The sequence below is a fragment of the Bacteroidales bacterium genome, assembly GCA_014860585.1.
Lineage (GTDB): Bacteria > Bacteroidota > Bacteroidia > Bacteroidales > 4484-276 > RZYY01.
Genome location: JACZJL010000122.1, coordinates 1 through 14166, shown reverse-complemented (window position 1 = coordinate 14166; position 14166 = coordinate 1). Strand labels below are relative to the sequence as shown.

Annotated in this window: 9 protein-coding genes; 5 read left to right on the top strand and 4 right to left on the bottom strand. The window is 45.4% G+C overall.

Features of this window, described 5'->3' with window-relative positions:
* Positions 1 to 16: 16 nt before the first annotated feature.
* On the bottom strand, positions 17 to 1390 hold the full coding sequence (locus IH598_13085) for an acetyl-CoA hydrolase/transferase family protein (protein MBE0639444.1): 1374 nt from the start codon (positions 1388 to 1390) through the stop codon (positions 17 to 19).
* Between the two features lie 118 nt (positions 1391 to 1508).
* Here IH598_13085 and IH598_13080 point away from each other — a divergent pair, with 118 nt between their 5' ends.
* From IH598_13080 to IH598_13060, 5 genes are all read left to right on the top strand, one after another.
* Entirely contained in the window at positions 1509 to 1979 is a 471-nt protein-coding gene (locus IH598_13080) for a CoA-binding protein (GenBank protein ID MBE0639443.1), read from the top strand.
* A 44-nt stretch (positions 1980 to 2023) separates the two neighbouring features.
* Positions 2024 to 2779 carry a hypothetical protein gene (locus IH598_13075; GenBank protein MBE0639442.1) on the top strand — a complete coding sequence of 252 codons (756 nt, stop codon included), beginning with the start codon at positions 2024 to 2026 and terminating at the stop codon, positions 2777 to 2779.
* Between the two features lie 71 nt (positions 2780 to 2850).
* Positions 2851 to 3855, top strand: a complete 1005-nt coding sequence (locus tag IH598_13070) for a hypothetical protein (GenBank protein ID MBE0639441.1) — start codon at positions 2851 to 2853, stop codon at positions 3853 to 3855.
* Positions 3856 to 4009: 154 nt separating this feature from the next.
* Complete coding sequence (locus IH598_13065) at positions 4010 to 4813, top strand: hypothetical protein (protein ID MBE0639440.1); 804 nt, start codon at positions 4010 to 4012, stop codon at positions 4811 to 4813.
* A 2-nt stretch (positions 4814 to 4815) separates the two neighbouring features.
* On the top strand, positions 4816 to 5412 hold the full coding sequence (locus IH598_13060) for a hypothetical protein (GenBank protein MBE0639439.1): 597 nt from the start codon (positions 4816 to 4818) through the stop codon (positions 5410 to 5412).
* Positions 5413 to 5626: 214 nt separating this feature from the next.
* Here the strand turns inward: IH598_13060 and pbpC are convergent, their stop codons facing one another.
* The 3 genes from pbpC to IH598_13045 form a co-directional block, all read right to left on the bottom strand.
* Entirely contained in the window at positions 5627 to 8005 is a 2379-nt protein-coding gene (gene pbpC / locus IH598_13055) for a penicillin-binding protein 1C (protein ID MBE0639438.1), read from the bottom strand.
* A gap of 88 nt (positions 8006 to 8093) precedes the next feature.
* Positions 8094 to 13625, bottom strand: a complete 5532-nt coding sequence (locus IH598_13050; protein ID MBE0639437.1) for a hypothetical protein — start codon at positions 13623 to 13625, stop codon at positions 8094 to 8096.
* A 125-nt stretch (positions 13626 to 13750) separates the two neighbouring features.
* A partial coding sequence (locus tag IH598_13045) for an aminotransferase class III-fold pyridoxal phosphate-dependent enzyme (GenBank protein ID MBE0639436.1) occupies positions 13751 to 14166 on the bottom strand: 416 nt, incomplete at its 5' end.

The window sequence follows — 14166 nt, the reverse complement described above, 5'->3', positions numbered from 1 at the left end:
ATGTGTTCAATTACAATCAGAAGAAGTTGGTTGATTTTATGGCTTCATAAGGTGTAAATCCTCTTGGGGTTCGGTCGCGGAGTGCTTCCGGGGGTTTATGATATTCTTTACTTTCATAGATATACTTAAGGAGTTTTTCGCGATACCGTGGTTCGGCCAGGTGGGCTATTCCAACGGCGTGTTCGGCAATGTTGAGGCCGCGCGGGTTAAAGGCGCCGTATTCGGTCACAATTGTCACCGGGTCGGCAGAAATCGCTGAAGTAGTAATCCCTTCCGGGCATTTAAGCATAATTTTAGACTCACCGTTTGAAGTGGTAGATTTCATGGCAATAATGGGAACTCCCCCCCTTGAAAGGTACGAACCCCTTAAAAAGTCAGCCTGACCGCCAAGGCCGCTGTATATCTTCGTTGCATTCAACGAATCAGCCCAAACATTACTATGCAGGTCAACACCAATGGCACTGTTGATGGCAATCATTTTTGGGAGGCTTGCAATGACAGGGATGGAGTTGGTAAAATCACAGGGTCGGCTTTGGATCGAACTGTTGAAGTTCATCCAGTCGTAGCCGAATTTATCGTTGGCCAAAAAAATACTTGCAGTGGAGAAATTGAAAGGTAAATACCGGTTGGTAACCACGCCATGCTCAATAAGCCTTCTCATGGCATCAGCAAACAACTCGGAATGGATGCCGATATCTTTTACCCCTTTATCAATGATTGCATCGGTAACGGCTTCGGGAACTTCTCCTATCCCGTATTGCAGCGTGCAGCCATTGGTGATGTATAGCTCCGCAATGATTGTTGCTATTCTCCTTGCACGCTCTTCGGGTTCGTGCACAGGGCTGACAGGGAGGTGATAGTCGGTATCGATGAGATAGTCAATTTCAGACTTATGAATTGTTGTGCCCATAATAAAGGGCATTTTGGCGTTGCGCTCAACGATCACCAATCCGCCGTTGTCTTTTACAGAATCAATGGCGCCTTTGCACCCTTCTACTGTTGTTCCATAGCTGAAATTTCCACCATTGTCGGGGCCGGCAACTGAGAGAAAAACCACATTGGGCTTCACATATTCCCTCATCTGTCTGGGAATGTCCGACAGGTGCATGAGTTGATAGGTCGCTTTCCCTGTGTTCATTGCTTCCCGTGAATGCGGGCCGTTAAATATCACCCTGTGGGTGATCCTTTCACAGGTTTCAGGGCTAAAAAGATGGCCAACATTTCCCAACAGTAAAACACTCAGCATCTGGGCGTCGGTGATTTCAGGGTCCGAAGCAATCTGCCTCAGCAAAACCTGCGGGGTAGCTGCATTTCCTGCTGTGTAAATGATACTTCCCTTTTTGATGTTGGATGCATTGATGGCATCTTCAACTCGTTGAACAACCTTCATTTCAAAAAATATTTTTGTTAAAAAACGGTGTAAAAATAACCATTTTCCACGATTTGAAGGAGTATGTTACCGTTTCAGAAAAGAATTCTATGTTTGCATAAAAAATTGAGAACTGAATATGGCACAAAAAAACCAGAAATCAAATCTTGAGTCAGTTAAGTCCTTCATGTATCAAAAACACGTTGCGATTGTTGGAATTTCAAGAAAAAGTCAGAAGTTTGGCAATACGATTTTTAAAGAGTTAAACAAAAAGGACTATCATCTCTATCCCATACACCCGGAGTTGCATGAATTTGAGGGGGTAAAATGCTACAGGGACATAGCCACCTTGCCTGAAGAGGTAACAGCGGTAATTGTTTGCACCCAACCCGAAAAGGTGTTACCCATAGTTAAGGAAACCCATGCTAAAAAAATCCGTCATATATGGCTGCAGCAGGGCGCTCAGAGTGATGAAGCGGCTGAATATGCCACGGAAAATGGTCTTAACCTGGTTCAGCGAGAATGTATCCTGATGTTCGCAGAGCCGGTCGGTTCCATTCATAAATTTCACCGGTTTCTCAATAAATTTTTCGGAGCTTATCCAAAGTAACCTACGAATTCAATTCGCTTAAAATTTTCCTGATCGCTGAGCTGATGAAAACTTCAAAGACATTTTTACTTTTTACGGTATTGCTTGCCATTTATTCATGCGAAAAGGAGCACACGTCTTCAGCTCCCGAAATTACAGCAGGTGAATGCAGGAATATGATCGTTAATTATTATGATACTACTTTGGCAGGAGGTTATCACTATCCGGTAACATTTAACCTCGATCTGGACATTAACGGAACAGACGATATACAATTCCAGAGCGAAATTTGGGGTTCGCCGGGTATGGGTCAGATTCCCAAGTCAATGATCAGATGCCTTCATCCTTCAGCAAAATTGCTGGGAGTTTTTACTTCCGACACGCTCTTCCTCAACAGGGATACCATTGTGCAGGAAGGGCTTTACCCCAATACCTGGGAGATGTACCTCATCCATAACTACACGTGCAACCGGGTAGAGGATAAGGACACTGTGCTGGCAATTACTCCGGATTTTAATATAAAACCCCTTCAAAGAGGAGAGATTATCAGGAAATCCGATGCTTTCAACTCCGACACAGTTACACTTACACAGTATTTCTCCCATTCCTACCCGATGCTTGTCGGAGTGGTAGGTGATACTACGATTTACGAATACAATGTACATTTTAACGACTGCGATACGTTCCCTCAGGAAACCGTTGCTTTTATCGGTGTTTTCATGGATAATGAGCGACTTGGATGGATTAAAATCAGCATTTTCGACAGGTATAAAATCATGATCCAGGAAAGCGCACTGCAGGAAAGCGGGCTAATTAAATGAGGCTAAGATTCGCGGAGCAAAAGGTATTGCAATTTTGACTCTCAATTTATTTTTCTTTTATGCCAAAGGAAATGAAAGAATCCGTAAAACTTTCTGTTGATCAGTGCCACAAGGTTGCGGAAGTGATCCGTCATCTCAATCCGCGGCAGGATTTTTACCGGCGTGAATACCTCACTTTTGATGCTGATCCTGAAATAAAATTCAGGATGCACTTCTTTGCCGTAGCCATTTGTCATCACACCTATTCTTTACATCATCCGGGTCTCAATCTTTGGGGTTGGGACTTCATCGAGCATGTATTTTTACAAATGGCAAAAGTTGAGGCGCCACTACTTAATCCGGATTTTATCGTAAGCAGTTCTATCACTGAGATCTGTAATCAGCTCAAAGTCTGGTTTACTCATGATGAGCAACCTGAAAACTGCTCGCTTGATCGCCTTGAAGAACGTGCTGAATTGATGTTGGACGCTGGCAGGTTTTTAACATCAGGATTTCAGGGTTCGGTTGTTCATCTTTTCAACGAATCAAAAGGCTTTCTGATCAACGAAGGCAAAGGGCTTTATGAAATACTGCCAAAGATGGAAGCCTTCAGTGATCCCCTGCAGAAAAAATCAACATTTCTCATCAAATTGTTAATGGATGCTGATTTAATCCAGATGAACGACCCGGAAAATTTTATCCCGATCATGGATTATCACATGCAACGGGTGCTGATGAGAACGGGCTGCGTGGAAATAACCGATCAGGCACTTCGCCGTAAACTGATCGAACGGAAACCTCTATCCACCGACGAACCCATCAGAAGCTATTGCATACAAGCTTTCAAGTTAATCGCCAAATTGTCAGGGCACCCGGTTACACGGATGAACGATTATTTCTGGTCGCTTGGCCGCAGTTGTTGTAACAACTCCACGCTTTGCCACGATCATCAGTGTGAAAAAGAACCATGTACCCTGAGCCAGATCATCGAACTGGATGATCATGAAACCTGCATTTTCGCATCACTTTGTCCGGGTACAACTTCCGAAGACTACCGAAAACTGTGGCAGCCGATCGTTGAAACACATTATTATTAGTCATTTCACGGGCTTCTAATGAGACTCCATTCAGGTGTTCATGCTTAAAACTTTTAAGTGTACATTATTTCTGCACCATTAACCTCCAAACATATCGGGATAAAGCATTACTTTTGCGTTCAGAAAAATTAACCAACCTATAAAAATAAGCATCATGAGAAAAATTGGAATTATGCTCTGCATCACACTTCTTGTGGGTGGAATGGCGATCCAACCATTACAGGCGCAAGGTGTAATCAGAAAGTTCAAGAACAAAGTTGAGGACGCCGCAGTGGACAAAGCGGTGGACAAAGTCTTTCAAACTGAAAAAGCAGTGGAAACCCCTGAATCTGCGCAAAGCGAAAAAAGCGGCAGCCGCTCAGGCGAAAACCGGCCTTCCAACACGCGCGGCGAAGGGCTTACCAACACCGCGCCTGATGTGATAGCCAATATTAAGGATGCGGAGACTGCTTACGACGGGAAAAACTTTACCGACTCCCGCTTTGCGGTGCGACAAGCCATCCTCGGTATCGAACTGGAAATCGGCGATAAGATTCTCAAAGGGCTGCCCGAGACCATCAACGACCTTCCAATGATTGCTGAAGAAGACCTTGTTACCAGTTCAGGAATTGGTTTTGTCGGACTGGTCATTGAACGTTATTACCGCCACAAAGACAAAGAACTCAAAATAATGATTGGCAATGACTCCGGTCTGCTTGCCGCTGCCAACATGTACCTCGTGGCCGGCGGTGCTTATGGTACTTCCTCAACCGACCAGAATCATAAAACAGTGAAAGTAAATGAATACCGCGGCCTTCTTGAGTACGACGAATATTCAGGATACAAACTGACTGTTCCTTTTGGCCAGACATCGCTTCTGGCTGTCGAAGGCATCAACTTCGACAATGAAGCGGATATCATCAGCGCTGCTGAAAAAATCGATATTGATAAAATCAAAAAAGAATTGGGAGAACAATAGACATGAAAAAGATATTCACCATCATATGCATATTAGCACTCGGATTAAACCTTCAGGCACAGGATGTAAACGAAAAACTCAGCGAAGCACAATCTGAATACAAATCGGGTAACCTTGAAAACGCGCGTTTTGCCCTGCAGGAAGCCCTGCAATTCATCAACCAGGCCATTGGCCGCGAAGTACTTGAAATGCTTCCCACACAGCTTGGCGATATGACCAAATTGGATACCGACGACAATGTAACAGGAACTACCGCGCTGTTTGCCGGGTTGTTTATCAATCGCAGGTATGCAAGCGAGAAATCCAACGCATCCATTGAAATCATGAGCGATTCCCCGTTAATTACCAGTATCAATGCTTTCATGTCGCTTCCCGCCATCATGGTTACCGATCCTAACCAAAAACGAATTAAGGTGGACAACTACCGCGGGATGCTCACCAAAAGCAAAGACACCGAAGGCGTTGTGAGCTATAATGCGCAAATCCCGATTGGGAGCACATTATTCACCTTCAACACTACAGGTATCGCTGACGAAAAAACAGTTACCGATTATCTTAACCAGTTGCAGATCGGTAAAATTGCAAAATTTGCGGAGTAGCCGCTTAGCCAAACCACCAATTGAAAGCAGGTGTTAATTCTTGAGGAAATAGCACCTGTTTTTGTTTTCCGGAAATGTATATCAATTGTAATCGCAAAATGATCCAAATCCATTTTCTAATTTCAAAATGGATAATGCCAATGATACTTGAAAATAAGTCATTTAGGCAAAGACGAAATTGGACTATTTTGAAAGTGTAATCGGCAGCGATACTTTATCGGCTCACTATCTCAAAGGCTTGAGTAAAAATATTTCCATTTTCATCCATCAATACCAGTTGATGATGGCCTGGCGGGGGTTGGATTCCTTTTTTGTGGATGTTGCGGGTAGTACCAAGAAATTCGTTGTTGAGATACCAGAAGATCTCAGCTGTGGGTTGGGAGTGGACCATCTCAAAAATGACTTCGCCCATCTTACCATCCAATTCACGGGGAACGAGGATTTTGGAAGGCTTGTCGGGCCAGACCAGTTGCATTGGGTTTTCATCCGCCGGCTGGCAACCCGGCAGCCAGGCTGGTAAGCTTCGATAAAACGGATTCTTCGATTTATAGTACCAAGCCATTGCCGGAGGTAGCTCAAACCATGAGCGGGTGACGATCTTTCCAGGCGGATAGCAGTCTGCTGTCACGCGGTATTTTTCTTCATCATCAAGGTGAATGGGTTTGTGGTAGGGGCAGGGTGTTGTGTTTAAACCAGCCTGATTTACCCAAATGCTGTCTGTTTCGTCACAATGCGGTGAAGGGCGCATCCCGCTTTGCCTGCAGACTGAAATATGTTCCATCTTGTCGTAAGGTGGATTGAACCATTTCCCTGAATTTGGCAATAAGCTGAACACGTCAAACATTAGAGGTGCAGCAGTGAACACACCGATCAATCCGGGGCGGCCTTCACCATCGGCATTACCCACCCACACGCCAATCACATAATCCGGAGTAACACCTACTGCCCAGGCATCCCTGAAACCAAAACTGGTTCCCGTTTTCCAGGCAATGGAATGGGAATTCAGGAACGATTCCCAGCCTGCCTCCGCATCGGGACGGCGGACTGACTTCATGGCATCCAGAGTAAGGAAAATCGCTGCTTCATCGAGGGTTTTGAGATCAATGACCACCGGCGAAATTTCATCTTTAACCAAAATCGGACTGGTGATAGGGTTGCGCTGAAGATGATGTTGACCATCAAATTCCAATAGTTTTTTTGCCATTGCCTGGTAAGCAGCGCAGGCATCCCACAAGGTAACTTCGGCGCCACCAAGAATCAACGAAAGTCCATAATGTTCGGCTGGGCGATCGATGGTGGAAAAACCGGCTTCCTGCAAAACACCCCAGAATCTTGACTGACCATAACTACTCAACATCCGGACTGCCGGGATATTCAACGAACGGATCAACGCTTCGCGGGCTGGAACAGCGCCATCATAGGTAACTTCAAAATTTTTTGGTGTAAAGCTGCTGATTGTTGTTGGAATATCTGCCACCAGCGCAGTGGGCAATACCTCCCCCTCACTTAGCATTGCGGCGAAAAGGAAGGGTTTTAGCAGGCTGCCACTGCTGCGGGGGCGCTGAATGATGTCCACCTGGTTGGCGTGGTCGCCCGGAAAAGTTGGTTTTGTATTTCCAACATAAGCCACCACCTCACCGCTCGTCACTTTTAGCACCAATACAGCTGCGTTGAAAATCCGGTTCCCAGCTAACATGTGGTGGTGTCGGTCAACTACCTGGCTTACTTTGGTCTGCAAGTCCAAATCAATGGTGGTAGTAATTTGTTGTCCTGCTTCATTCAGATTCATCCTGCTCACAAGATGCATTGCACCGGCGGGTAAAGGCTGCGGCTTTTCAGGTATGGCTTCTTCGATGGCAAGTTCGTAGGTTATCTGGTCGATGATGCCTTTTCTCAACAACTTTCCCAGCAAATTATTTCGCTTCTGCACGAGGGCGTCACGGTTTCTGCCGGGATGGATAAGAGCCGGAGCATTGGGCAACACTGCAAGGCAAGCCGCCTCAGCCCACGAGAGGTTTTCGGGGCTTCTGCCAAAATAGCGCCATGCTGCAGCTTCCAGTCCAACGATATTACCACCAAATGGCGCTGATGATGCATATTGCCTGAGATTTCGCTCTTTAGTGAATCTCACTTCTGAATAAACAGACAGAAATATTTCAATCACTTTTTGCCTGACATTTCTCGATTTTCCTTTTCGCGAGAGCCTGATCACCTGCATGGTAATGGTAGAGCCGCCACTCACAATTTTACCGGCCATCACATTCTGAAAAGCGGCCCTTGCCAATGCCAGCGGGTTAAACCCCGGATGACGGTAGAAATACTGATCCTCAAATTGTAACAGGCAGGTTTTAAACTTTTCAGGAACATCATCCGAAGCCGGAAAACGCCATTGTCCATCAGCAGCGATCTGCGCACCCAGCAGTTGCCCGTTGCAATCCAGCACCACTGTGCTCATTGGCTGATTAAACCGGTAAGGTGGCAAAAATTGCCTGACTGCCAGCACCAGCGATAAAAACATGACAACCGCTATCAGCGAGCGTCCTGGCTTCCAGCCAAGTTCATCATTGATCAGTTTTAAGAATTTACGCCACATCAAAAAAGCCTGTTTTAATTAAATTAGAATCTGATCTTTCTTTTCAAGCCTGGCAAATGCTAATTACCTGACTATCCTTCTGATTGGATCATCGAAGAACCTCGACCCATCTTCCTTTTTCGACAGCATAAACAGAAGGATCATACATTGCCTGGCAACTCGCAGCCGGATGATAGAATTTTCCTGCATACGCGGCATTCATCTCAATGCGGAAGGTGGCCGTCTGATTTACACCAAGGTCGAAAAATGTGTCTACACGATCATCACGGATATCACGGTAGATGTATGGACTTTCACTTTTTACTGACTGTATATCCTGCACTCTTTTGTTTAAAATCTCCCAACCTGAAGGAGTAGTAAAACTCAACGCCATGTTTTTATAATCGCCTGATAAGCCGGGGTTAGTGATCCTGATCTCAGCGACTAAATCGGTCCCCTGCTTTATTTGGTCTATATTGAGCGGTTTACCGTCGATGGTTAAATAACTGATGGTCATCTTAAGGTTTTCGGCTGTTGTTTCCTCAGCACCATAAGATGGCTGACCAATGGCTGTGGTGGTCACAAACAGATCACCGTTCGCTGTATTCTTAAAGGTGAACGCTTTTTCAGTTTGTGTAATTTTTCCCAAATCAATGATAAAAACAGGCTGTTCAGAAACGATGTTTTCCGTTTTGCCGTCGAGCGTGTAACTGAATGATAGCATGTTGTCGGCGCCCGTCATTTTCGCATAACGGGAGATGCTGTAGATGCAGAAAGCAGCCGTTTGAGTGGTCATAGAATTGGATTTGTATTGCGATGCCATTCGGTTGATCAATGAAAATGCACGCTGTTTGTCGTTAATCAGCACCATGGTTTCGAGGATCATGGCCTGATCGCGCAGTGATGATCCAAAAGTTTCGTCGTAACCACTATAAACTGCAGGATTAGTTTTCTCTGCTTGCCCGATGAGCATTTCAGCCACCTCAGGTCTTCCGGCCATGGCGTAAGCAGCTGCAAGGCGCCAACCGGCCTCCCTGGTTAACAACGGTAACTCCCTTAACCGGTTCATCGCACTAAAAGCAGGCCTTCCGGCTAATGCCAAAACATAGAGTCTATAAGCCTGTGTAAGGGTGTTCGAATAAAAATTCAGTGTTGCAGAGTTTGGATCGAACTGCAGGGCTAATTTTGACTGATGGTCCATCCATTCGTTGGCGAGGTTATTAGAAACGATGTACCCCTTTTGGCCGGCCAATACCATGAAATGACCAGCATAAACCGAGCTCCAGTCAGATATATAATTCATACCCGGCCAGTAAGAAAACCGCCCGTTACCCATGCGGTAAGACTGCAATTTTTTTATGGCAGCCCTTATGTTACGGTCGGTCTGCTTTTTCTGTTCTTCAGTCAGTATCATTACATCTTCAAGGAAAAGTTGCGGAAGTGCCGATGAAATCGTTTGCTCGAGACAGCCATATGGGTAATGGATGAGAAAATGAATGTTTTTTTCGAGGTCAAATGAGGGAAGGCCGGAAATGGAGATTTTCCCTGAATTGGTTCCTTCAATTCCGTGAAACTTCATGTTGATCAACTTTTGTTCCCCCAGAGCCATCGCGTAGTTTTCAACTTTAGAAATATAGGGGTTGGGATGCACGACCTCAATTTCGATGGATGCTGACGCAGTTTCATTACCTGACCGGGCTTCAGTGAATATTTTAGCCATCCCTTTCCGGTCAGAAGCTTTCATTTTAAAATATACCATTTTTTCGCCTGCATCATCAAAAGTAAGTTGCTGTTGTTCTGTTCCGGATAATTGGATTGGGCCTTCTGTCTTCACTTTCACCGAAACCTCTTTGATGCTCTTATCCATTGCAAACACGCTGACCGGCAGGCTAACCTCCTCCTGTGGGCTGAGCACGCGCGGAAGTGTTGGCAGAAGCATCAAGGGTTGTTTTACCGGAATTGACTTATCTGCAGTTCCCCAAGCGCCATCTTTCCCGGCAATCACCATCACTCTCACTTCTCCGATGTAGTTTGACATGTTGAATTTGTGCACTGCTTCCTGACCGGCTTTCAAGGTAAATGGCCCTGCAAAGGTGACCACAGGCTTGAAGCGGTTGGCTTTCTGATCGTCCAAATTGGCCAGGGCATCATCGCCACCAATGGCAAGGATTTTCTGTAACTGCCCTCCATAAGCGCCAAGCACATCATCATACAGATCCCAGGTTTTTACTCCAAGGGCTTCGCGCGCATAAAAACTCTGCCATGGATCAGGGGTTTTAAAGCGGGTTAATCCCAACAACCCTTCATCAACAATGGCAATGGTATAGGTCATTGCACGGCTTTGCTTCTCAGAAATTTTAATGGTATATTCACTTTCAGGCCTTATGCTTTCGGGTGTTTTGATCTGGGGCAGGAGGACGGTTTCGGGATCTTCAACCATGACAGGGATAACTCCATACATCCGGATTGGCAGGTCGTTGGCTGTTTGAGCATACGGTTGGATCATGGTGATGTAAACATAAACATTGGGCGCCATTTCGCCGGTGACATCAAGATCAACAGTAGTTTCACCTGAATGGCAATCTACCCATTGGTTACTTAGTATTCCGGTTCCCGTTTCAATGGTCAGCATTGCCCTGGCGCCGGCTGATGAAGGGAATGTTACCTGAGCTTTTTCTCCCGGCGCATATTTTTCTTTATCTACCGAAAATGAAAGCATAGTTGCAGCCGATGGATTTTGTCTTCCTTGGCGGCTGTAGGAAGAAGGCCAGTCAAAGTACACGATCATCCCGGACGAGTGCTTTCCAGCCGGATCGTAGATTTTGACAAAGTAATTTCCCCAGTCGGGATAATCCACCCTGAAAGTAAGTTTGGCTTTGCCGTTCACCGTATTAAAATTCTGCCGTTTGACCACCTCCGAGCCCTGTCCGCTCACCCAACCGGCTAAGTTGTCGCTGTCGGCGCCCCACCACCAGCGCCACGAAAGTTTGTAAACAGTCATTTCGAGGTTATTCAGCGAAACCAAATTCCCGGTATAATCCAGCGTGGCAACCTCAATCACCTGGTCTGTGTCTGTTTCAAGCAGGGTTCGTCTCTCCTTCACACCCTGTATGTGCAAGCCTGTAAAATTCCTGAAAGGGGCAAATGGCATAGTGAATACATCGGTACTGAAATCCCCGCCCTTCTCAAAAACACGGGTTGTGAACACGGCATTCAGCATCCCGGGCGCCCAGGTGTTGGTTTCCAGTGTGAGCGGAATGTCAGCTGTTCCTTTTGCATTCAACTGTCCGGAAAAAATGATATTCTCAGTCGGGTAATAACTTTTGGTAGGGTCGCCGAAGGTAAATTTCTCGTAGCCCTTAAACTGGTAATTGCTCTGAAATAATTTAAGGTTCACCTCGGCTTTCAAACCTGCGGCCGGTGCGCCGTGAAGCCAGTCCGACCTGAGCTGCCCCTGCTGGGAATTATCGCCCGCAAAAAGAACCTCCTTGTTGAAATTAAGGTCCATTTTCAATCGGTTAGGCTTTACATTTTCCACCTTCAACCGGCGCTCAAAAATAGCTCCGCCCACACTCACCTTAACCTTCCAATTACCAGTAGGGGCTTCTGATTTTGTTGGTGTAATGAAGGTATAAAAGTTATCAACCCCTTCTGTTTTCACCTGTTTGTGCACCATGTTTCCACGTGCATCAAAAAGCTCGAAAAGAACAGGATGGTTGGAAGGCAATTTCTTGCCGATGTCGTCCATCACAAAGGTTAAAAACAGTGTATCGCCCGGTCTCCAGACCCCGCGCTCTCCATAAATAAACCCCTTGATCCCTTTTTGTACTTCGTTTCCCGATACATCGAAATTGCTGAGCGAGAGCGACGATCCGTTGTCAACCCGTAACCATGACTTTTGATTTCCCTGTGTTGCCGAAATCAGGTAAGGAGCGTTATCAAGCATAATGTCAGCCATTCCTGTTGATGAAGTAGTAACTTCTCCCAACTTTTGCTGCTGGAAGTTGAAAAATTCAACCTTTGCTTCGCCGACGGGAGCAGTAGTCAAAAGGTCGGTAACCATTACCCAATAGTTCCGGTTATCGGCTGATTTGGCCAAAATTCCGAGGTTACTGGCGATGATGTTTCTTGTTGGGAATCGCTCATACGTATAATAAGATTCATTGCAGGGATTGTCCCGCTCCCTCCAGTTCCAGTTTGCAGGCCAGTCGTTATACCAGGAAGAGTTTCCATCCCAGAAATCCTGCTCAGCCTCGCTCAGCTCTATTTGCTCAACGTCCTCGGATTCATCTGCACCTAGACAATCGTATCTTGCATAATCTTTTTTAAACGAAAATTTAACCTGGTAAATGGCCATCGGGTCTTTGCGCACCATCTCTGTTAAATCCACCGAGAAAGCGTTCCACTGCGAAAGGTCATTATCGGTATTTTGATCAAATCGAACGGTTTTCATAAAAACAGGCCTTCCCACATAATTAAGGCTGTAGCCGGTGCTGATCTGATTGGTTTGGAAAAACTGCCGCACATTGTCAGCAAATATTTTGTAAACCGTTACATCCAAAGCATTGAGGCTCACTGCCCTGAACGGCAAAATCAGCCCCTTCGAGTCGGGCACAATGTTCCCATTTCCAATGATTTCTACCTGTGGCTTAAGGGCTTCCATGGCGATGATCACCTGAAGGGTTTCACCGATTGCAATCCCTTCCCGGCTTCTGACTGATCCGTCAATAATTATGCGCTGCTCTCCCTGCAAACGTTGATTTGGAAAAAGGGTAACCATAGCGCCGCTTCGTGAAAGGCGAACATCATCAAAATTTTCAATTCTGATCAAACCACTGATTTGTTGATTGTTATCCAACGGATCCGAGAAAGTAAGCACTACCGATTGATCAGCTTGATTTACTTCAAAGCTTAACAGTTCGAACTCATTAACGGAAGGAACTTCTATTATAAAACTTCCCTGCTTTTCAATATTCAACGGCTTACCATCCCATGAAATCTCCATTTCGTAACCCAATTCCATGCGTGGAATACCTTCAATCAAATAAACGAAAGTGTTCAATCCTTCAGCGCTTACTTTCACCTCGAAATTGTGCTGAGGCGAGTTTGCCCTGATTAGCTTCGATACTTCCTCAATACCCATCACATCTGCAGTAAGAATCTTGCCTTCGTAACGGTAAAGACTTTGGTCAACTGATTCGGTGCTGACCATCCTTCCGCTAAATACCGTGAAATCCTGAGTAATAACCTGAAATTTAAAAATGAACGTCTTCAACTCATCCGGCACTTCAAACAGCTTACTGAGGTGTATTGTGGCTTCATACTGTTGCCCCTGTCGAAGTGGCATCTCCGGTTTGATTAAAATGGAATGCGCATCTTCAACTACAGCTTTGCCTTTAATTGCTGGCTTAAAAGACAAAACGCCTGAAGGCAATTCCGTTCCTGGCTGAAAGCCTTCGATAGGCTTTGCCAACAATACCTGAACCGTCGTTCCCGATGACACAACGCCCGATGTGTAACCTGCCACCAGCCCTTCATAGCGCGCCGGATCGCTCATTTCTATAGAGTCAGTACCTGGTTTGCAACCGGTAATCAGGATAAAGCTTACAAAAGCGCTGAAAAGGAAAGTCAAGATTTTCATAATCATGTTTTTAGATTAAATGATTGTGATAAGAAAAATTTTGATTTGATGCATCGAAACCAAATGAATAACCCAGTTGCAAATTTAAGTAATAAAAGATACGAATTGCAGAGGAGTGTATAGTTTTAGCAAACTGATGAAAGTTCGTCTAATGACTTAATGATCAATTCAATGGTTAATTCTATCTCACTAATAGTAATAGTTAGGGGAGGAGCGATGCGAAAAGCTTGTGGCATAAAGAAGAAGGGATCGGTCACCAAACCGTTGGCTAACAATAGCTGCATGACTTTTTGATTCTGCAACTCAGTATTTAGTTCAACACTCATTAAGAGCCCCTTGCGTCGGATTGCCTTCACTAAACTATGGTTGCTCAATGCTTCCTCGTACATCTTACCTTTTGTTTCAACTTGCTCAATAATATCCGGTTCACCTGTGAGCACTTCAAGGTTAGCCAACGCGGCGGCGGCACATACCGGGTGTCCTCCAAAGGTAGTTATGTGACCAAATTCCGGGTTGGTTGTCAGTGATAGCATCACCTGCC

Excerpts from the sequence above, each read along its gene's own strand:
- IH598_13070 (MBE0639441.1), top strand. The coding sequence starts at position 2,851 with ATGAAAGAATCCGTAAAACTTTCTGTTGATCAGTGCCACAAGGTTGCG.
- IH598_13060 (MBE0639439.1), top strand. The coding sequence starts at position 4,816 with ATGAAAAAGATATTCACCATCATATGCATATTAGCACTCGGATTAAAC.
- IH598_13075 (MBE0639442.1), top strand. The coding sequence starts at position 2,024 with ATGAAAACTTCAAAGACATTTTTACTTTTTACGGTATTGCTTGCCATT.
- IH598_13080 (MBE0639443.1), top strand. The coding sequence starts at position 1,509 with ATGGCACAAAAAAACCAGAAATCAAATCTTGAGTCAGTTAAGTCCTTC.
- IH598_13065 (MBE0639440.1), top strand. The coding sequence starts at position 4,010 with ATGAGAAAAATTGGAATTATGCTCTGCATCACACTTCTTGTGGGTGGA.
- IH598_13085 (MBE0639444.1), bottom strand. The coding sequence starts at position 1,390 with ATGAAGGTTGTTCAACGAGTTGAAGATGCCATCAATGCATCCAACATC.
- pbpC (MBE0639438.1), bottom strand. The coding sequence starts at position 8,005 with ATGTGGCGTAAATTCTTAAAACTGATCAATGATGAACTTGGCTGGAAG.
- IH598_13050 (MBE0639437.1), bottom strand. The coding sequence starts at position 13,625 with ATGAAAATCTTGACTTTCCTTTTCAGCGCTTTTGTAAGCTTTATCCTG.